18 protein-coding genes are annotated in these 19,058 nt (G+C 70.3%); 6 read left to right on the forward strand and 12 right to left on the reverse strand.

Annotation, left to right across the window (positions count from 1 at the left end; genetic code table 11):
- Nucleotides 1-911 precede the first annotated feature (911 nt).
- Nucleotides 912-1,640 (forward strand): DUF1345 domain-containing protein, encoded by a 729-nt coding sequence (locus ABWO84_RS08750; RefSeq protein ID WP_353114139.1) that lies wholly within the window; start codon nucleotides 912-914, stop codon nucleotides 1,638-1,640.
- On the opposite strand, the gene ABWO84_RS08755 is transcribed toward ABWO84_RS08750, so the two are convergent.
- Entirely contained in the window at nucleotides 1,641-2,687 is a 1,047-nt protein-coding gene (locus tag ABWO84_RS08755; RefSeq protein WP_353114140.1) for a hypothetical protein, read from the reverse strand.
- Nucleotides 2,688-2,705: 18 nt separating this feature from the next.
- Entirely contained in the window at nucleotides 2,706-3,161 is a 456-nt protein-coding gene (locus ABWO84_RS08760) for an SRPBCC domain-containing protein (RefSeq protein ID WP_353114141.1), read from the reverse strand.
- Between the two features lie 91 nt (nucleotides 3,162-3,252).
- Here ABWO84_RS08760 and ABWO84_RS08765 point away from each other — a divergent pair, with 91 nt between their 5' ends.
- Nucleotides 3,253-3,723 carry an HIT family protein gene (locus ABWO84_RS08765; protein ID WP_353114142.1) on the forward strand — a complete coding sequence of 157 codons (471 nt, stop codon included), beginning with the start codon at nucleotides 3,253-3,255 and terminating at the stop codon, nucleotides 3,721-3,723.
- 251 nt (nucleotides 3,724-3,974) lie between these two features.
- Here ABWO84_RS08765 and cydC read toward each other — a convergent pair whose 3' ends face one another.
- From cydC to ABWO84_RS08795, 6 genes are all read right to left on the reverse strand, one after another.
- Nucleotides 3,975-5,666: a thiol reductant ABC exporter subunit CydC gene (cydC, locus tag ABWO84_RS08770; RefSeq protein ID WP_353114143.1), complete on the reverse strand. Its 1,692-nt coding sequence runs from the start codon at nucleotides 5,664-5,666 to the stop codon at nucleotides 3,975-3,977.
- Nucleotides 5,663-7,411 carry a thiol reductant ABC exporter subunit CydD gene (gene cydD, locus ABWO84_RS08775; protein ID WP_353114144.1) on the reverse strand — a complete coding sequence of 583 codons (1,749 nt, stop codon included), beginning with the start codon at nucleotides 7,409-7,411 and terminating at the stop codon, nucleotides 5,663-5,665. Before cydD ends, cydC begins: the two co-directional genes overlap by 4 nt.
- Nucleotides 7,411-8,436 carry a cytochrome d ubiquinol oxidase subunit II gene (gene cydB / locus ABWO84_RS08780; RefSeq protein WP_353114145.1) on the reverse strand — a complete coding sequence of 342 codons (1,026 nt, stop codon included), beginning with the start codon at nucleotides 8,434-8,436 and terminating at the stop codon, nucleotides 7,411-7,413. The genes cydD and cydB overlap by 1 nt, the downstream gene beginning before the upstream one ends.
- A 13-nt stretch (nucleotides 8,437-8,449) precedes the next feature.
- A complete protein-coding gene (locus ABWO84_RS08785; protein ID WP_353114146.1) occupies nucleotides 8,450-9,862 on the reverse strand; it encodes a cytochrome ubiquinol oxidase subunit I in 1,413 nt (470 codons plus the stop codon).
- A 113-nt stretch (nucleotides 9,863-9,975) separates the two neighbouring features.
- Nucleotides 9,976-10,596: a helix-turn-helix transcriptional regulator gene (locus tag ABWO84_RS08790; protein ID WP_353114147.1), complete on the reverse strand. Its 621-nt coding sequence runs from the start codon at nucleotides 10,594-10,596 to the stop codon at nucleotides 9,976-9,978.
- A gap of 63 nt (nucleotides 10,597-10,659) precedes the next feature.
- On the reverse strand, nucleotides 10,660-11,217 hold the full coding sequence (locus ABWO84_RS08795) for a DUF2441 domain-containing protein (RefSeq protein WP_353114148.1): 558 nt from the start codon (nucleotides 11,215-11,217) through the stop codon (nucleotides 10,660-10,662).
- Nucleotides 11,218-11,278: 61 nt separating this feature from the next.
- On the opposite strand from ABWO84_RS08795, the gene radA reads away from it, so the two are divergent.
- Nucleotides 11,279-12,646, forward strand: coding sequence for a DNA repair protein RadA (gene radA / locus ABWO84_RS08800; protein ID WP_353114149.1), 1,368 nt, complete (start codon nucleotides 11,279-11,281; stop codon nucleotides 12,644-12,646).
- A gap of 12 nt (nucleotides 12,647-12,658) precedes the next feature.
- Here radA and ABWO84_RS08805 read toward each other — a convergent pair whose 3' ends face one another.
- The 4 genes from ABWO84_RS08805 to ABWO84_RS08820 all read right to left on the reverse strand — a co-directional run bounded on the left by ABWO84_RS08805 (nucleotide 12,659) and on the right by ABWO84_RS08820 (nucleotide 17,077).
- Nucleotides 12,659-13,063, reverse strand: a complete 405-nt coding sequence (locus ABWO84_RS08805; protein ID WP_353114150.1) for a dehydrogenase — start codon at nucleotides 13,061-13,063, stop codon at nucleotides 12,659-12,661.
- Between the two features lie 224 nt (nucleotides 13,064-13,287).
- Entirely contained in the window at nucleotides 13,288-13,950 is a 663-nt protein-coding gene (locus ABWO84_RS08810) for a hypothetical protein (protein WP_353114151.1), read from the reverse strand.
- A 9-nt stretch (nucleotides 13,951-13,959) separates the two neighbouring features.
- Complete coding sequence (locus tag ABWO84_RS08815; RefSeq protein WP_353114152.1) at nucleotides 13,960-14,463, reverse strand: amino-acid N-acetyltransferase; 504 nt, start codon at nucleotides 14,461-14,463, stop codon at nucleotides 13,960-13,962.
- 91 nt (nucleotides 14,464-14,554) lie between these two features.
- Entirely contained in the window at nucleotides 14,555-17,077 is a 2,523-nt protein-coding gene (locus tag ABWO84_RS08820) for an ATP-dependent Clp protease ATP-binding subunit (protein ID WP_353114153.1), read from the reverse strand.
- A gap of 238 nt (nucleotides 17,078-17,315) precedes the next feature.
- Here ABWO84_RS08820 and ABWO84_RS08825 point away from each other — a divergent pair, with 238 nt between their 5' ends.
- The 3 genes from ABWO84_RS08825 to ABWO84_RS08835 are packed head-to-tail and all read left to right on the forward strand — an operon-like array spanning nucleotide 17,316 to nucleotide 19,014.
- Nucleotides 17,316-18,068, forward strand: a complete 753-nt coding sequence (locus ABWO84_RS08825; protein WP_353114154.1) for a hypothetical protein — start codon at nucleotides 17,316-17,318, stop codon at nucleotides 18,066-18,068.
- The gene (locus ABWO84_RS08830; RefSeq protein WP_353114155.1) at nucleotides 18,068-18,778 is read left to right on the forward strand and encodes a hypothetical protein; all 711 of its coding nucleotides are present in this window, start codon (nucleotides 18,068-18,070) and stop codon (nucleotides 18,776-18,778) included. Before ABWO84_RS08825 ends, ABWO84_RS08830 begins: the two co-directional genes overlap by 1 nt.
- Nucleotides 18,775-19,014, forward strand: coding sequence for a helix-turn-helix domain-containing protein (locus ABWO84_RS08835; RefSeq protein WP_353114156.1), 240 nt, complete (start codon nucleotides 18,775-18,777; stop codon nucleotides 19,012-19,014). The genes ABWO84_RS08830 and ABWO84_RS08835 overlap by 4 nt, the downstream gene beginning before the upstream one ends.
- Nucleotides 19,015-19,058: the final 44 nt, after the last annotated feature.

Here is a 19,058-nt window from a genome sequence, read left to right on the forward strand (position 1 = left end):
TTACCCTACACAACTTTTCGAGAGTTGCACCTTCGGCCGCTCGGACACGTCACCGCGGACAAGCTTACGACACGGTGGGCGACCACGCGAATCGGACGGTCACCCACCACCGGATCGTCTATTTTGAACACGTTCAGTTTTGGTTATGCTGGCGACATGACCTGCATCCTCACCACCACCTGCCGCATCCGTCGCGCGCAGCCGTCCCTCGCACCGGCGAGCGGAGGGACAGCGCCCACCCGCATCCTCGATGCCCGCTCCCCCGGCATCCGCGGGCTCGCGGCATCGCTCACGGCGCCCGGCGACCTCCAGCTGCTGCGCGAGGCCCACGCGCTCATCCGCCGTCGCATCCACCCGGTGTACTCGATGCGGGAGAGCCGGCCCGCCTCACGCACCCTGGCCCTGGGACGCGGATCCTGCAGCCAGCGACTCGCCGTGCTCGAGGCGGTCGCCCGGGCACGGGGCATCGCCACCCGCACCCGCGGGCTGCTCGTATCCGGGGAGTTCTGGCGCCCGAGGTTCGGCTTCCTCTCTCCGCTGCTCCCGCAGCGCATCCTCCTCGCCTGGCCGCAGTTCCTCGTCGACGGCTCCTGGACCGACGCCTCCGACCTGTTCGAGCGGATGCCGGGCTCCCCCCGCCTTCGCGAACGAGGGCGCCGACACCCTCTTCGACGCGATCGGACGCGGCGCGGCGCGCTGGTCCGGGGGCGCGGACTGCACCTGCGAGGCGCTCCCCGACCATCGGGAGCTCGGACTGTTCGACTCCCGCGACGACCTGTTCCACCGCTACGGGCAGAACCTCCCCTGCCCGGTGCGCGTCGCCGTGGAGCCGCTCTTCGGACGGTGGGCCGCCGGCGCCCGCACGCCCGTGTCCGGCTGACGATCGGCACGCCCGACGCTACTGTGAGTCCATGTCGCACGTCCCCCGGAAGGCCCGCCGTCGCCGCCGCCGTCTCGACTCGGCGTGGTCGTGGGTCCTCAACTGGGGGATGCAGATCGTCCTCGCAGCGATCGGCATCGCATTCATCGTCGGCGACGGGAGCAGCCTGCTCTCGCTCACACTCTGGTGCGGACTCGGCTCGCTCTACGCCCTGGTCACGATCGTCTACCTGTCGATGCGGGCGCGCGGCGCCGAGAGTCGCATCCGCGATGACGAGAACCCGCGCTGGTTCGACCGCATCCGGGGCGCGGCCACGGTCATCCTCACCGTCATCCCCACCGCCATCGGCGTCACCGCGGCGCTGCAGGTGATCCTCGTCGGTGCGGCGAAGAACCACGATCTCGCGGAGCTCCTCGGCCCCGACATCGAGCTCGGCTGGGCGGTCAAGCCGATCGGCGTCTGGGCGATGCTGCTCGCCTGGGGCTTCCTGCATTGGGGCTTCGCCCAGCTCTACATGCATCAGCGCGACCGGATGGACCCCGTCGCAACACTCGACTTCCCCGACACCCCGAAGCCCGGCCTCGTCGACTTCGTGTACTTCTCCTTCACGGTCGGGACGACCTTCGCCGCCTCCGACGTGAACGTGAGGAGCACACGCACCCGCTGGACCGTGACGGTCCACTCCGTGCTCGGCTTCCTCATGAACGCCCTCATCATCGCGCTGTCCTTCAACACGATCATGAACGCCGCGAACGGCTGATCAGCGCGGCGACGACACCTCGGCGTGTGCGCGGAGGATGCCCTCGGTCGTCCCGGCGGGCGCGCGGCCGATCCCGCACTCCGTCGCCACCCCGAAGTCCGACACGAAAGCGGACGCGGCGGCGATCCGCCGCCGGGCGCCCTCCGCACCGTCCTCGCGGTGCACGAGCCCGAGGTAGAGCTCGGCGACCGGGGCGAGATCGGCGAGCGCCGCGAAGTAGGCCTCGTCGTCGCGCTCGATCGGCGCCGGAAGGTGCAGCCAGGTGAGCGGACGGGAGGATGCGGCGATCACCGCGTTCGCGTAGCGCACCAGATTCCCCGCATCCGCCGGCTCGACGAAGTGCTTCTCCCCGGCGTCGCCGTAGCAGAGGTGCACGCCCGCCTCCACGCCCGCGGGCACGGCGTCGACGAGGGCCGCCAGACGCGCGACGAGACCGTCGAACGGATCGCCCGGCCACCAGGCGTCCATCACCTTGCCGTAGCCCGCCGCACGCTCGATGATCCCCATCTCGCTGGCGACGTCCCACTGGATCGAGAGGTCCTCGTGCGGGATGCCGGAGAGGATCTCGTCGAGCTCACGCAGCACCGCCGCCTCGTACACCGGCTCGATCGCCGCCCGGTCGTCGCCGGAGAAGAACGAGGAGACCACGGCGAGCGGCGTCGGGAGCGACACCTGGAAGCGGGTGCCCTCGGCGATCACGCCCTCCTCGCGCAGACGGCGGAAGACCTCCCACGACTCTCGGGCCGCCGCCGCGTATCCCAGCGGCGGGAGTTCGATCTCCGCGGCATCCGCCCCCGGGGCGATCCGCAGGGGCCGGGCGTCGATGCCCGCCGGGAACGGGATCGGCTGCGCGCCGACGCGCTCGATCCCCCGGGCCGCCCCCAGCACGTCCGGCTGGAACATGATCCAGTGGAACCGCTTGCCGACCTCGCCGTCGGGGATGCGGGCCAGCCGATCCCCGAGCAGCTCCGCGGCGACCCGCATCGTCTTCTCGGCGTCGTCGTAGTTCACGCTGCCGACCAGCAGCGCGCCGTGGGGCTGAGTCATGGACTCAGGCTATCGGCGTCAGCGCCCCACGAGCGCCGCGAGGTTGCGGAGCGACGACTCCATGCCCTTCCGATGGTCCTCGGCCGGGATCCCCGCCGGCACGTCCTCCGCACGGAACACCACCTCGGAACGGGCGCCGCGGGCCCTCACGATCCAGCTCATCCGCATCACGCCCGAGAACCGCGGATCGTCGGAGTCGAACTCCACCTCCTGCACGAGACGCACGCCGGGGACGACCTCGACGAACCTGCCCTCCACGATGTCCGTCCCATCGCCGGTCTTGCCCGTCTCCGGCCCGTCGTAGGAGAGCACCATCCGGTAGGTGCCGCCGACCCGGGGTTCGTACCGGTCGACACGACCGGACATCCCTTCGGGCGGCAGCCACCGGGCCACGGATTCGGGGTCGGTCAGCGCACGGTAGACGCGCACCGACGAGGCGTCGACGATCAGGGTCGCTTCATCTGTTCGAGTCATGCCCTCCACGCTACGGAGGTCCCGCCGAGTACGCACCCCGTCGTCCGGGCACCCCAGCAACCTCCCCGGGTCGGCGCTCTAGGATCGGGGCATGGACTGGCGCGAGGACAGGATCGGCGCGGCGACACGGGGCGAGAACCCGACGGTGCTCGCCTCCACGACGGCGGGCTTCGCGGTGATCGGCGACGTGCAGTTCCTCCCGGGGTACAGCCTGCTGCTGAGCAGGAACCCGGATGCCACGGCACTGGCCGAGCTCCCCCGCGCCGAACGCGTGCAGTACCTCGCCGACGTCGACCTGCTGGCCACCGCCGTGGAGCGCGCCTGCCGTGCGGCCGATCCGGGCTTCCGGCGGATGAACATCGAGATCCTCGGGAACACCGACGCCTTCGTCCATGCGCACATCTGGCCGCGCTACGACTGGGAGCCCGTGGAGCTGATCCGCAAGCCCGTGTGGCTGTATGCCCCCTCCCACTGGAGCGACCCCCGGCATGCCCTCGCTCCCCGCCACGACGCCCTGCGGGCCGCGATCACCGCGGAGCTCGAAGACCTGCTCGGCGGCTGAGGCCTCGCGCCGGGGCCCGTTCTGCCGGGGGGTACCCGTTCCGCGGACCATGTCACGAATCCCGGACACCCCACCCCGAACCACCCGCGAAACGGGACACCATCCGCAAAACGGGACAGCCCCACCCCAACCCCGGACGGGATCCCCACAGCGAACCCCGCCCGAACCCCGGACCACGTCACGAACCCCGGACACCCCACCCCGAACCACCCGCGAAACGGGACACCATCCGCAAAACGGGACAGCCCCGCCTACCGGACGCGTCCGCCGTCGATCCGCACCTCGCGGTCGACGGTCCCCTCGGGCGGGGCGACGTGCGAGATCAGCACCACGGTCTGCTCCCCCGAAGCCGCGAGCAGGTCGCGCAGCAGTGCGTCCGAGGCATCCGGATCGACACCGGCGGTCGGCTCGTCGAGCACCAGCACCGGGAACCCCCGCAGCAGCGCACGGGCGAGGGCTATCCGCTGCGCCTGACCGCCCGACACGAGAGCACCCCGCTCGCCCACCCGGGCGTCGAGCCCTCCGCGGGCCTCGGCCCAGTCCGCGAGTCCGACCCGGCCGAGCACCTGACGCAGCTCGTCGTCGGTGGCGGAGTCCCGCGCGAACAGCAGGTTCTGCCGGAGGTCCTCGTCGAAGAGCTGCGGGCTCTGCTCACAGAGGCCGACGATCCGCCGCACCTGCGGGCCGGAGATCCGCGCGGCGTCCGCATCGCCGATCCGGTACTCGCCCTCGAAGCGCAGGAACCCGGCGAGCACGGCGGCGAGCGTCGACTTGCCCGCACCGCTGGCGCCCGTCACGAGCACGCGCTCCCCGGCGTCGACCTCGAGATCCACCCCGTCGAGCACCGGCGACACCGATCCCGGCCACGACGCCCGGATCCCGCGGAGCGTCACCGACCGTCCGCGCGCGTCGGCCCCGTCATCGTCCGCACCGTCGACATCCGCACCGTCGAGCCGCACCTCGGCGGGGATGTCCTCGGGCACGATGCGGGCGATCCGTTCGGCGCTCGCGCGCACGGATCGCCACGAGGACGCCGCCTGCGGCACGACCGCGAACACCTCGAACACCGCCATCGGCAGCAGCACCGCGACGGCGAACCACGGCGCGTCGGCAGCCCCTCCGGAAGCGTCGGGCACGGCGACGGAGAGCGCCCAGATCGACGCGACCCCCGCGGCGACGGACACGATCGCGGTCGACGCCGCCTGCGCCAGCGCGGCCCTGGTGACCGCACGGCGCAGAGCGGAGTCCGCGTCACGGATCCTCTCGCGCGCCCGCTCCTCCGCGCCGTAGGCGAGCAGGATGTCGAGGCCGGTGAGATAGTCGACGAGCGCGCCGGAGAGCTCGGCACGCCGGACGGACAGCGTGCGCTCGGCGCGGTCACCCAGCATCCACCCCACCAGCACCGCGACGATCACGGCCCCCAGCAGACAGACGGCGAGCGCGAGCGCCGCGGCCGGCGACACCAGCGCCATCACTCCGATCGAGGCGACGGCGATCACACCGCCCGTCAGCAGAGGCTGGACGACGCGCAGCGGAAGGTTCTGGAGGTTCTCGACGTCGTCGACCAGGGTCGAGAGCGCGGCGCCACGGTCGGTGCGCCCCAGCCCGGCGGGCGACAGCGGTGTGAGCCGGCGCACCACGCCCGCCCGCAGGTCCGCAAGCTGACGCAGAGCCGCATCATGCCCGGCGAGACGCTCGAGATACCGGAAGGCGGCCCGCGAGACGGCGAAGAAGCGCACGCCGACCACGGCGACCGACAGCGGGACGAGCGAGTCGACGATCGATGCGCTGACGATGAGCCAGCCGCTGACGAGCAGCAGCCCGATCGCCGCGGCGGCCGAGAGCACGCCCGACAGCAGCCCGGGCAGGAACCGCCGGAGAGGCGGCATCGCCTGCCGCAGCACGTCGCGGACCGCCGCGTCCGATCGGGTCGGAGCGCTCATGCGCTCACCCCCAGCCCGACGATCTGATCGGCGATCTCCCTCGCCGTCCGGCGATGCGACACCAGCAGCACCACGACCCCGTCGTCCGCCGCGGCACGCACCGCGGACCACAGCTCGGCCTCGGTGGCGGCATCGAGCGCGCTCGACGGCTCGTCCAGCGCGAGCACCCGAGCGCCCTCCCCCAGCCGGTACAGCGCCCGCGCGACGGCCACCCGCTGCGCCTGCCCGCCGGAGAGCCCCTCCCCCTGCACTCCGAGGGGCGTCTCGGGCGCCAGGGATGCCGCCCCGGCCGCCCGCAGCGCCGTGCGCACGCGCGCCTCATCCGGAACGGACGCCCCCAGGGCCACGTTCTCGGCGATCGTGCCCTGCAGAAGACCGGGATGCTGCCCCGACCAGGCGAGCCAGTCCGCGGCGGCCAGCGTCCGCACGTCGTGTCCGGCGTAGGTGGCCGCTCCCCCGAAGGACACCGCACCCCGCAGCGCCGCCAGCAGGCTCGACTTGCCGGCCCCGCTCGGCCCTTCGACGAGGGTCACCGACCCGGGGGTCGCCTCGAACGACACCGGAGGGAGGTCCCGCACGCGCAGTCCGTCGACCACGAGGACACCGGCGGACGCCCCGATCCCCGGACCCTGTCCCGAATCCCGGACAGAACCCCCCGAACCATCCGCCGAACGGGACACCGACCGCGAAACAGACACCCCGACCCCGGACGCCCCCGACCCAGAAGACGCCTCGGATCCCCTGTCCCCGTCCGGCTCCCCCAGCACGTCGAACACGTCGTCGGTCGCGGCGACCCCCTCCGACGCGGCGTGGAACTGCACGCCCACCTGCCGCAGCGGCAGGAAGGCCTCGGGAGCGAGGAGCAGCACGAACAGCCCGACGCCGAGCGGCATGTCGCCCGCGAGCAGCCGGAAGCCCACCGCCACCGCGATGATCGCCACCGCGAGCGAGGAGAGCAGCTCGAGCGCGAAGCCCGACAGGAACGAGAAGCGCAGCACCCGCATCGTCTCCGCGCGGTACTGCTCCGCGGTGTCGCGCATCCGCTCGGCGGCCCGCCTCTCGCGACCGAAGATCCGCAGCGTCGTCAACCCCTGCACCGTGTCGGCGAAGCGCGCGGCGAGCTGCTGCAGCACCGCCAGCTGCTTCCGCTGCACCGTGCGCGTGGCGATGCCGATGAGGATCAGGAACAGCGGGACGAGGGGGAGCGTCAGGGCCGCGGTCAGCCCGCTCGGCCAGTCGGCCCACCACATCACCGCGACGATCACCGGCGTCGCGATCGCGGTGAGCAGCAGCTGCGGGATGTACCGCGCGAAGTACGGATCGAGCGCGTCGAGTCCGTGACCGGCCGTGATCGCGAGGGCCGCCCTGTTGCGCTGCGACAGCCACTCCGGGCCGCGTCGTCCGATCGCCGAGATCAGCGCCTGCCGCAGCTCGGCGCCGGTGCGCGCCGCAGCACGTTGCCCCCAGGCCTCGGAGGCCCACAGCAGCACGCCGCGCGCGAGCACCACCAGGACCAGCCATCCGATGCCCGAGGCCGCCGGCCGCCCGTCGACGACCGCGGTGACCGCGTCCGCGAGCAGCCACGAGAACGCGACCGTGACGATGGTCTGGAGCACGGCGATCCCCGCCGAGCCCGCCAGGTAGCGGCGGGCCGACGGGGCGTGCCGCAGCAGCCGGGGGTCGATCGGCCTCATGATCGACCCGGCCCGTCCGGCCTGCACCGGACGCTGAGGGCGCGGATCCATCACGCGTGCGCCGGCGCCGCCTCGATCGACTTCCTGGTGACCCTCTTGCGGAACACCCAGTAGGTCCACGTCTGATAGGCGATCACGAGCGGCAGCGCGATCAGCGCCGTCCAGCTCATGATCTGCAGCGTGTACGGCGTGCTCGACGCATTGGCGATCGTCAGGCTGTTGGCCGCGTCGATGGTCGAGGGCATCACGTTCGGGAACAGCGCCGAGAAGAGCATCGCCACGGCGGACATGATCGTGACCGCCGCGCAGAAGAAGGCCCAGCCGTCCTTGCGGAGCATCGAGAAGATCACCGAGTTCACCAGGAACACGGCCGCCACCGCACCGCAGGCGATGGCCGCCCACAGCAGCGAGGGACGCCCCGCGGCGATGACGATGGTCCACACCACCGTCCCCGCGGCGACCAGCACCGTCGGGATCGCCAGCCGACGGGACAGCCGGCGGGCGTCCGCCTGCACCTGCCCGTCGGTCTTCATCGCCACGAAGTAGGTGCCGTGCAGGAAGAACAGCAGCAGCGTCGTGACGCCGACGAGCAGCCCGTAGGGGTTCAGCAGCGTCAGCAGGTTGCCGCGGAAGACGTGGTCGGCGTCGAGCGGGACGCCCTGCACGATGTTGCCGAACGCGACCCCCCAGAGCAGCGCGGGGACCGCCGAGCCGATCACGATCATCGCGTCGAAGCGGCCGCGCCAGGCGGCCTCGGGACGCTGGTGCCGGTACTCGAACGACACCCCGCGCAGGATCAGCGTGAGCAGGATCAGCAGCAGCGGCAGGTAGAAACCGCTGAACAGCGAGGCGTACCACTCGGGGAACGACGCGAACAGGCATGCGCCGGCGACGATCACCCAGGTCTCGTTGAGATCCCACACGGGGCCGATCGTGTTGATGACCTGGCGCCGCGAGACGTCGTCCTTGCCGAGGAACGGCAGGGACATCCCGACGCCGAAGTCGAAGCCGTCGAGCACGAAGTAGCCGACGAAGAGGAACGCGACGACCCAGAACCAGAGGACGGAGAGATCCATGTCCATTCCTTTCTCAGTAGACCACCGACGGCACGGACGCCGTCTCTTCTGGCTGTTCGGACGTGTCCGGCCCCTTCTTGGCGGCTCTGACGATGAGGCCGATCTCGACCACGGCGAGCGCGGCGTAGATCGCGGTGAACGCGATCAGCGAGATCAGCACGTCGACGCCGGTCACCCCGGGCGAGACGCCGTCCTTCGTCGTCATCAGACTGAAGACGATCCACGGCTGTCTGCCCATCTCGGTGAACACCCATCCGACGATGTTGGCGCCGAGGGCGAGCGGGTACGACCAGATCGCGATCTTCCACATCCACTTCGCCGGCGGGTTCTTCGCGCGCTTGCGGGTGATCCAGAGGCCGACGACCGCGATGAAGGCGTGGAGCATGCCCAGGCCGATCATCCAGCGGAACGCCCAGTAGGTGATCCACAGCACTGGGTTGAACTCGGTGAGGCCGGTGTCGGCGAACTTCTGCGCGTATTCGGCGTTCAGGTCGTTGATGCCGTGCACGCAGCCGTCGAGCGTGTGGTTCGACAGGAGCGACAGCAGGTACGGCACACGGATCGAGAACAGGTCGGTCTTGCCGTCCGGTGTGCCGAGCGTGAACAGGCTGAACGCCGCGTCCTTCCCGCAGACCGTGTTGTAGGTCGCCTCCGCCGCCGCCATCTTCATCGGCTGGGTGGCGTACATCGCCAGACCCAGCTGGTCACCGGAGATCACCACCCCGGCGGTCGCGACGAGCACGCCCCAGAGGCCGAACTTCAGCGAGATGCGCATCGAGTCCATGTGCTGACCGCGGGAGAGGTGCCAGGCCGAGACCGAGACGACCACGCCGGCCGCGAACATCAGGGCGCCGAAGATCGTGTGCGGGAACGCGGCGAGCGCGACGGGGTTGGTCAGCAGCGCGCCGATGTCGACGAGCTCGGCGCGGTTGGTCACCGGGTTGTACTCGTAGCCGACCGGGTTCTGCATGAACGCGTTGGCGGCGATGATGAAGTACGCCGAGAGGATGCTGCCGATCGCGACGAACCAGATGCACATCAGGTGCACCTTGCGGGGCAGCTTGTCCCAGCCGAAGATCCACAGTCCGATGAACGTGGCCTCGAAGAAGAACGCCAGGAGCCCCTCGAAGGCGAGCGGTGCGCCGAACACGTCGCCGACGAAGCGCGAGTAGTCGGACCAGTTCATGCCGAACTGGAACTCCTGCACGATGCCGGTGACCACGCCCATGGCGAAGTTGATGAGGAAGATCTTCCCGAAGAACCGGGTCAGGTGCAGGTACTCGACCCGCCCCGTGCGCACCCAGATCGTCTGGAAGATCGCCGCCACCGTCGCCATGCCGATCGTCAGCGGCACGAACAGGTAGTGGTAGACGGTCGTCAGACCGAACTGCCATCGGGAGAGGACGAGCGGGTCAAGCCATTCCATCTGTTCTCCTGTTTCTCACGTGCATCCGGGTACTCCGGACGCACGCCGGGCGATCGGCCCCTCGGCCGATCATGGTGACCGGCGCCCTGCCGGTCGTGGTCGCGGGATCGGGGCTACGCCGCCGGGACGATCCGAAGCTGTACGGTGCATTCCTCCGGCCTCTCCGCCGCGCGGACGCAGTCCGCCGCGATCGGGCCTCCCGCCTCCGCGAGCACGCCCTGCATCAGCCCGAGGTGCACGCGGCACAGTAGGGGGCGATGCTCCGGCAGCGCCGCGGCGTGCGGGCAGGGAGTGAGCTCGACGGTGAGGTCGCGCTCGTCGATGATCGGCTCGAAGCCGCTCTCCTCGAGGTGCTCGATGAGGGCGTCGAGCTGATTGATGGCGCGCTGGCCGAGATCGGATGCCTCGGTCTGCAGCATCCGCCGCATGAGGTCACCGCGGCGTGCGGCCGCCGCGGCCTTCTCCCGTGCGACGGGGCTGGAGGCGTCCGGTGCGCCGGTGGCCGCGCTGTAGAGGGTGCGCGGGCGTCCGCGCGAGGTGCGGCGCTCGGACGTCTGGATGACGTAGCCGCCCTCGATGAGCCGCTGCAGGTGCTCGCGCACCGTGTTGGCGTGCAGTCCTGTGGCCTCGCTCAGCTCCCCGATCGTCCGTTCGGATCGGGTCTGCACCAGGTGCAGGATCCGCACCCGGGAGTAGCTCGAGATCGGCCCGCAGACGGGCCCGCCGTTGGCCATGCCTCCATTATCCCCGGGCGTGTCGACGGAGGCGAACCGGCGGGCCGTGAATAATACGCGGTCTCACTCCGGGAGGTTCGCCCCGACCTCGCGGACGATCTCCACCACCTCGATGACCCCGGCCGCGAGCACTTCGGTGATCGGCTCCTCACCCCCGGGGTTCGGCAGGTTCCGCCAGTAGCGCGCGGCGAGCCGGAGGTTCTCGTCCCGGTCGGCCGTGCCGGCGAAGCAGTTCCGCGCATCTCCGGCGAACACCGCGCCGTCGATCTCCATCCGGACGATCTGATGGGTCGGCCTCCCCCAGCCGGTGAACAGGCCGCACCAGGCCTCCGCGTCCTCCCGGGTGCGCGAGACGTAGAGGCTCGCCATCCGCGACGGGAGGGCGGGGAAGTCGCGCACGCGCACCTCTTCCATCGCGAGCTCGCGGAGCGCCACGGCCAGGTGGTGGTCGAGCTCGACGCCCTCGTAGGCGTCCGGATCGGCCTGGATGCGCGCGGCCTCCTCGGCCCGCTCGTGCACGCGCCGCCACACGCCGCTGCGGTTCCCCTCGTCGAAGACGATGCGCTGGCCGACCCTCATCGGGCGCTCGGTGACGACGTGGAAGACGGTCGTGCGGGTCATAAGGCCCGACTCTAGCGGCCTCGCGAGGCCCGGTGTCGGTTGCCGCGGATACCCTGGCCCTATGGCAACCCGCAAGACCGCTCCGCCCGCGTTCGTCTGCACCGAGTGCGGATGGACCGCCGCCAAGTGGGTGGGCCGGTGCGGGGAGTGCCAGCAGTGGGGCACCGTGGTCGAGCAGGCGACGCAGACCGGCATCGTCCGCCGCGTCGACGCCGTCGCCCCGGTCGCCGAGCGCGCGGCGCGGCCGATCACGCAGATCACCACGACGGATGCGCCGCGGCGCTCCAGCGGCGTGGGCGAGTTCGACCGGGTGCTGGGCGGCGGGATCGTCCCCGGTGCCGCGATCCTGCTCTCCGGCGAGCCCGGCGTGGGCAAGTCGACCCTTCTTCTCGAGGTCGCCGCCCGCGCGGCGCGCAGCGGCAGGAGGGTGCTCTACGCGAGCGCGGAGGAATCCCCCGCACAGGTGCGCCTGCGGGCCGAGCGCACCGGCGCGCTGCACGACGAGCTGTATCTCGCGAGCGAGACCGACCTCGCCACGATCCTGGGGCACATCGACGAGGTGCAGCCGGGGCTCGTGATCGTCGACTCGGTGCAGACGGTGTCGTCATCGCTGTCGGAGGGCGTCGCAGGGCATCCGAGTCAGGTGCGCGAGGTCGCCTCCACCCTCATCCGGGTGGCGAAGGAGCGCGACCTGCCGATCGTGATCGTCGGCCACGTCACCAAGGACGGCCAGGTGGCGGGCCCTCGCGTGCTGGAGCACCTGGTCGACGTGGTATGCCACTTCGAGGGCGACAGGCAGACCTCCCTGCGGTTCATCCGCGCCCTGAAGAACCGCTTCGGTCCGACGGACGAGGTCGGATGCTTCGAGATGACCGGCGAGGGCATCTCCGAGGTGCCGGATCCGAGCGGGCTCTTCCTCTCGCAGGGCACCGCCGAGCCGGGCACCTGCGTCGCGATCTCCCTCGAGGGCCGCCGCGCCCTGCCCGTCGAGGTGCAGGCCCTGACGATCGCGGCGAACGGCCCCAACCCGCGACGGGTGGTGCACGGCCTCGACGGCTCGCGGGTGGCCATGGTGCTCGCGATCCTCGAACGGCGGGCCGGCATCCCCACCGGCGGCGTCGACGTGTACGTGTCGACCGTCGGGGGCGTCCGCTTCACCGAGCCGGCCGCCGACCTCGCGATCGCCATCGCGGTGGCGGGCTCGATCCAGCAGTTCTCCGTGCCGCGCACCGTCGCCGCGGTCGGCGAGCTGTCGCTCGCGGGCGAGGTGCGCCCGGTCACACAGGCCGCGCAGCGGAGGTCCGAGGCGTCCCGGCTGGGCTACGAGCAGGTCATCGACGACCGGTCACGCTCTCTGCGCGCCGCGCTCACCGACGTGCGCTCGCGGGCCTCGTCGCGGCGCCGCGAGGACGAGATCCCCGCGTTCTGAGGCCACTCGCCGTCAGGCTTCGAGAGCCTTGAGGAGCTCCTCAGGCGGGGCCTGCATCGGGTGCGGGCCGGCGATGTCGAGGAACACCGTCGTGATCTCGTCGCGGTGCGCACCGAGAAACGCCTTCAGCCAGGCGGCAGAGTAGATCCCCACACCGGGGGGCAGGTTCTCCGGCTTGTTCTTGGCGTCGCTGAACAGCAGCAGCGCCACATCGCCGGTGGCTCGATCGCGGTAGGTCCAGACCTCCCCGCCGTCGAGCGGGTTGTCGCGGGCGCCGGGCTTGATGAGCGGGACGACCGTGGTGCCGTGCCGCAGCGCGAGGGCGACCGCCGCCATGTCCTGCTTCTCCAGGGCCTGGGCCAGCGCCTCCGAGCGGAAGTCCTCCGGGGCCGGCTTCTTGCGGTCTTTCTTCGCCATCACTTCAGCTTAGGCCGTGGATGAAGTGGGGCCCTCTCGAGTCGTCCATTGGGGACTGGGGTACTCGAGAGGGCCCTCAGGCTCTCCGGCGATGTTCTGTCGAAGCGCTGGGGACGCTGGAGTCGACACCACTGGGGATGGCTTACATCGCGTGCGGGAGAACCGTCAACAATGGTATCCCAAACGGAGGTCACAATCCCAGTCGGCGGCGTGTCCCGCCTCCGTCACTTCAGGATGAACTGGGCGGGGGATGCGCTGTCGATCCCCCCGATGGACACGCTCAGGTGATAGGAGGCTCCTCCACCGGGTGCGCGCGGCCGGCTCGTGCTGCCGCAGGTCTCGACGGACGACCGGGTGCGGTCCCACTCGACCGGCGCCGAGCTGCTGACCTCCTGCCCTGCCTTGAGCGTGACGATCATGTCGCTCGGGTCCTTCTGGCAGTCAGTCGAGCGCCACCACACGTCACTGCCGCTCGTCACCGTGAAGACCTGCTTGGTCGACCCCACGTTGATCGTGCAGTCGACGCCCCCGGTGTTCTTCAGCGAGATCGACAGCTTCGGCTTGACGTCGGCGGCATAGGTCTCGGCATCCGTCTTGGCGGTGACCTGCACCTGCGACGTGGTGCAGGCGGCGAGAGCCGGGGAGGTGTCCCCCGGCGTCGGAGTCGAAGCGGGGGTCGACGCGGTCGGAGCAGGCGTGCCGCCGGAGGGCGTCGGAGCGGTGGGCGCCGGCGACGAGCTCCGCGGCGCGGGCGTGTCCCCGCCCTTCCACGGCTGGGCGATCGCGAGCCACACGCCGGCGACGATGAGGACGATGACCAGGATCAGGCCGCCGAACACGACGAGTCGCCGGCGGCGGTAGACGGCGGCGGAGGGTCGAGTGGCCATGGTTCCAGGCTAGATGAGGTGCTTCAGCATCCGGGTGTTGCCGAGCGTGTTCGGCTTCACGTGGGCGAGGTCGAGGAACTCCTCGACGCCGGCGTCACCGCTGCGCAGCAGCTGGGAGTAGACGTCCGCCTCGACGACCTGCTCGCCGATCGGCGCGAAGCCGCGGCGGGTGAAGAACTCGGTCTCGAAGGTGAGGCAGAAGAGCCGCGAGAGGCCGAGATCGCGAGCGCGCTGCTCCAGGTTCTCGACGATGCGGCGGCCGACGCCGTGGTGCAGCCAGTCCTCCCGGACGAGTAGTGTGCGCACCTCGCCGAGGTCCTCCCACATGACGTGCAGCGCACCGCAGCCGATCAGCTCGCCATCGGCCTCGGCGACGGCGAACTCCTGCACCGCGCCGTAGAGCACGGCCAGGTCCTTGCCCAGCAGGATGCGTCGGTCGACCAGCGGTTCGAGCAGCCGATGGATGCCGAGGATGTCGGCGGCGCGCGCCGGCCGGACGAGAATGTCGCTCACCGTTCCAGCGTAGGACTCTCCGCCTGCGACATCCGTGAGCGCACGCGAAGAGGGGCGGATGCCGCAGCATCCGCCCCTCTCGTGGAGTCCGTCAGTCCGTGCCGGTGGCGGCGAGGTCGGGCGTCGCGGAGATGCCTCCGACGTTGACGCCGACCGAGACCTTCTCGCCGCGGGGCGCCGCGTCGAACGTGAGCTTTCCGTCCACCGCATCCACCTTCACGTGGTCGCCGGGGTTCAGCTCGCCGTGGAGGATCTTCTCGGAGAGCTGGTCCTCCACCTCGCGCTGCATGGCGCGACGCAGCGGCCGGGCCCCCAGAGCCGGGTCGAACCCGATCTCGATGAGCTTGTCCTTGGCGGCGTCGGTCAGCTCGACGGTCATGTCGCGATCGAGCAGACGATCGGCGAGCTGCTTGGTGAACAGTCCGACGATCTGACGCAGCTCGTCCTTGTTCAGCTGCGGGAAGACGATGATGTCGTCCACGCGGTTGAGGAACTCGGGCTTGAAGTGCCGCTTGAGCTCTTCGTCGACCTTGCCCTTCATCCGCTCGTAGGTCGTCTGCTGGTTGCCCTCGATCTGGAAGCCGACCGGACCGCCGGCGATCGCCGACGAGCCGAGGTTGGTCGTCATGATGATCACGGTGTTCTTGAAGTCGACCACGCGCCCCTGACCGTCGGTCAGACGACCCTCCTCGAGGATCTGCAGGAGCGAGTTGAAGATGTCCGGGTGGGCCTTCTCGATCTCGTCGAAGAGCACGACCGAGAACGGCTTGCGGCGCACCTTCTCGGTGAGCTGGCCGCCCTCTTCGAAGCCGACGAACCCGGGAGGGGCTCCGAACAGCCGGGAGACGGTGTGCTTCTCGCCGAACTCCGACATGTCGAGGGAGATCAGCGCAGCCTCGTCGTCGAAGAGGAACTCGGCGAGCGCCTTCGCCAGCTCGGTCTTTCCCACGCCCGTCGGGCCGGCGAAGATGAACGAGCCCGAGGGGCGCTTCGGGTCCTTGAGACCCGCGCGCTGCCGGCGGATCGTGCGGGAGAGGGCGGCGATCGCCTCCTCCTGCCCGATGACGCGCTGGTGCAGGGCCTTCTCCATGAAGACGAGCCGCGAGGACTCCTCCTCGGTGAGCTTGAAGACCGGGATGCCGGTGGCCTGTGCGAGCACTTCGGCGATCAGGCCCTCGTCGACGACGGCCTTCGTGGCCACGTCGCCCGAGCGCCACTGCTTCTCCAGGCGCAGCCGCTCGCCGAGCAGTTCCTTCTCCTGGTCGCGCAGCGCGGCGGCCTTCTCGAAGTCCTGCTCCTCACTGGCCGCTTCCTTGTCCTCCCGGACCTTCGCGATCCGCTCATCGAACTCGCGCAGCTCGGGCGGGCTCGAGAGGATCGACAGCCGCAGGCGGGCACCGGCCTCGTCGATCAGGTCGATCGCCTTGTCGGGCAGGAAGCGGTCGGAGACGTAGCGGTCGGCGAGGTTCGCCGCGGCGACGAGCGCGCCGTCGGTGATCTGCACCTTGTGGTGCGCCTCGTAGCGGTCGCGCAGCCCCTTGAGGATGTTGATCGCGTGCGGCAGCGACGGCTCGTTGACCATCACCGACTGGAAGCGGCGCTCGAGCGCGGCGTCCTTCTCGAAGTGCTTGCGGTACTCGTCGAGCGTGGTCGCGCCGATGGTCTGCAGCTCGCCGCGGGCGAGCAGCGGCTTGAGGATGCTGGCCGCATCGATCGCACCCTCGGCGGCCCCCGCACCCACCAGGGTGTGGATCTCGTCGATGAAGACGATGATGTCGCCGCGGGTGCGGATCTCCTTGGTGACCTTCTTCAGGCGCTCCTCGAAGTCGCCGCGGTAGCGGCTGCCCGCGATCAGCGACGAGAGGTCGAGGATGTAGAGCTGCTTGTCCTTCAGCGTCTCCGGCACCTCGCCCTTGACGATCGCCTGGGCGAGGCCCTCGACGACGGCGGTCTTGCCGACGCCGGGCTCGCCGATGAGGACGGGGTTGTTCTTGGAGCGGCGGGAGAGGATCTGCATGACCCGCTCGATCTCCTTCTCGCGCCCGATCACCGGGTCGAGCTTGTTGTCGCGCGCTGCCTGGGTGAGGTTGCGCCCGAACTGGTCGAGCACCTGCGAACCCTGCGAGGACTGCTGGCTCTCGTGCTGCGTGGCGCCGACGGCGGCCGGCTCGCGACCCGGAGCGCCGGATAGCAGCTGGATGACCTGCTGCCGCACCTTGTTGAGGTCCGCGCCGAGCTTGACGAGCACCTGAGCGGCGACGCCCTCACCCTCGCGGATCAGGCCGAGCAGGATGTGCTCGGTGCCGATGTAGTTGTGGCCAAGCTGCAGCGCCTCGCGCAGGCTCAGCTCGAGCACCTTCTTCGCCCGCGGGGTGAAGGGGATGTGCCCGGTGGGCTGCTGCTGTCCCTGGCCGATGATGTCCTGCACCTGCTCGCGGACCGACTCGAGGGAGATGCCGAGGCTCTCGAGAGCCTTGGCGGCGACGCCCTCGCCCTCGTGGATGAGACCGAGCAGGATGTGCTCGGTGCCGATGTAGTTGTGGTTGAGCATCTTCGCCTCTTCCTGGGCGAGGACGACCACTCGACGGGCTCGGTCCGTGAATCTCTCGAACATGCTGTGACTCCTTGGCTGTACGCCTCGTACGCGGCTCCCACCGCGTCCGTGTACTCCGAGCGTAACGAGCGCCCGGGCCTGGGATGCCCGTGTTCGCCGTCGGCATAGCGACCGACCGTCATCCCGGACCGGATCGGCTGTTGCGCCTCATATCGAAAATCGTTATGTTAACGAAAATCGATATGGCGAGGGTCGGGGGTCCCATGGAAGGCACACACCGCAGCACACAGGAGCTCGCGTGATGGGCACGGTCTTCGGCGGTGCCGCACTCGTCACCCTCGTGCTCGTCGTCGGCGTGGCGGGAGCCTTCCTCTGGGCGCTCAGCCGCTCGGCGCTTGACAACGTCCCGCGAGCCCTCGGCATCGCACAACGTGTCGCCTGGGTCGTCGCCGCGGCGACGGCGGCGGCGGCACTGTTCGGACTCGTCTCAGATCTCATCTCCCCCGCGGTAACCATGACCGTTCCGCTCCGGCTGCCGCTGCCGCTCCACATCCCGCAGCTCACCACAGAAGGCAGCCCCGCGCGGATCGAGTCATCCGGACTGGTCCTCGCCGAGCTCTCACTGGGCCACATCGCGCTCCCCACACGAGCACTGTGGGCGTTCGGGCAAGCCCTGATCACCCTCATGCCAACCTCTCTCTCCGTGCTGGTCGCGGTCGCCTGTTCACGACTTCGCGACGGGCGCCCGTTCTCGACCGTGCTCACCCGCCTCGCGAAGCTCGCTGCGGCGTTCGTTCTCCTCGCCGGCTTTCTGGGCCAGGCCCTTCGCGGAGTCGCCGGCTCGATGGCGTCGTATCAGGCGCTCTCGTATAGCTCCGCCGCCTGGACCGGGTACCCGGAGGACTTCGATCTCGCCGATGTCTTGCCCGAGCCCACGGTCTTCGTCCCCCTCGACTTCTGGCCACTCGGCGCCGCGATCGGATTGCTCATCCTCACCGCACTCCTCGCCAGAGGAACACACCTGCAGAACGACACGGAGGGGCTCGTGTGATGGGCTTCACCACCGAGGACCTCGCGGCGGGACTGTCGATCCTCGCACTGGCGGTCCTCGTCATCGGAATGCTCACCGCCTTCACGGTCGTCGGCTCGCGCCGCCGGGGCAGCACGACCCTCGCCCTCGATGTGACCGACCGGCTGGCGTTCGCCTGGGTGTGCCTCTGCGCGATCGGCGTGATCTTCGCGGCGTTCGCCTCTTTCGCCGCCGAAGTGACCCTCGAAGACCCGGTGCGCCAGATGGTGCTCGACCGGGAGCCGCAGCTGGAGGCCTCCTGCGAGTTCGCCGGCGCCGACAGCCTCCCCGGACTCGGCTGCGGCGGGACGATCATCGGCGCGGCGCCCGGCGTGCGGGTGCTCCTGTTCGCCGGAGCGCTGCTCACGATCGCCGCATCGGCCGCGGTCGGGTGGGCGATCCACGTCGCCGCACGGAGTGCCCGCGAGGGCGCACCGTTCCGTCCGATCGTCGCGCGCACCTTCACGATCACCGGAATCGTCGTGATGACGGCCGTAGTGCTCGGCGACATCGCCCGCCGCATCGGGATGACCCTCGCCGCGCGGTCGCTGCCGTGGAAGGAGGAGGATCAGATCCCGTTCCCGCTCGAGATCGCGCTCTGGCCGTTCGCGGTCGGGATCGGCTTCTTCGCCCTCGCCGCGATCTTCCGGCACGGCGCACGACTGCAACGGGAGACCGAGGGCCTCGTGTGACCCCGGCACCGCAGGACGAGGAGGAGACCGGCATCCACTGCCGGCTCGACGAGCTGCTCGCGGAGCGGGGCATGACCCTCACCGAGCTCAGCGCGCGCGTCGGCGTCAGCGTGGTCAACCTCTCGGTGCTCAAGAACGACCGCGCCCGCGCGATCCGCTACTCCACGCTGCGAGCCGTCTGCGACGCCCTCGACTGCGAGGTCGGCGATCTGCTCGCCCTCACCCCGGAGAGCTGAGAGTTCATCTTCGGTACTAGTACACGGGCGTCAAGACTCTGGCA

Origin of the sequence: Microbacterium sp., assembly GCF_040394595.1 — a bacterium.
Lineage (GTDB): Bacteria > Actinomycetota > Actinomycetes > Actinomycetales > Microbacteriaceae > Microbacterium.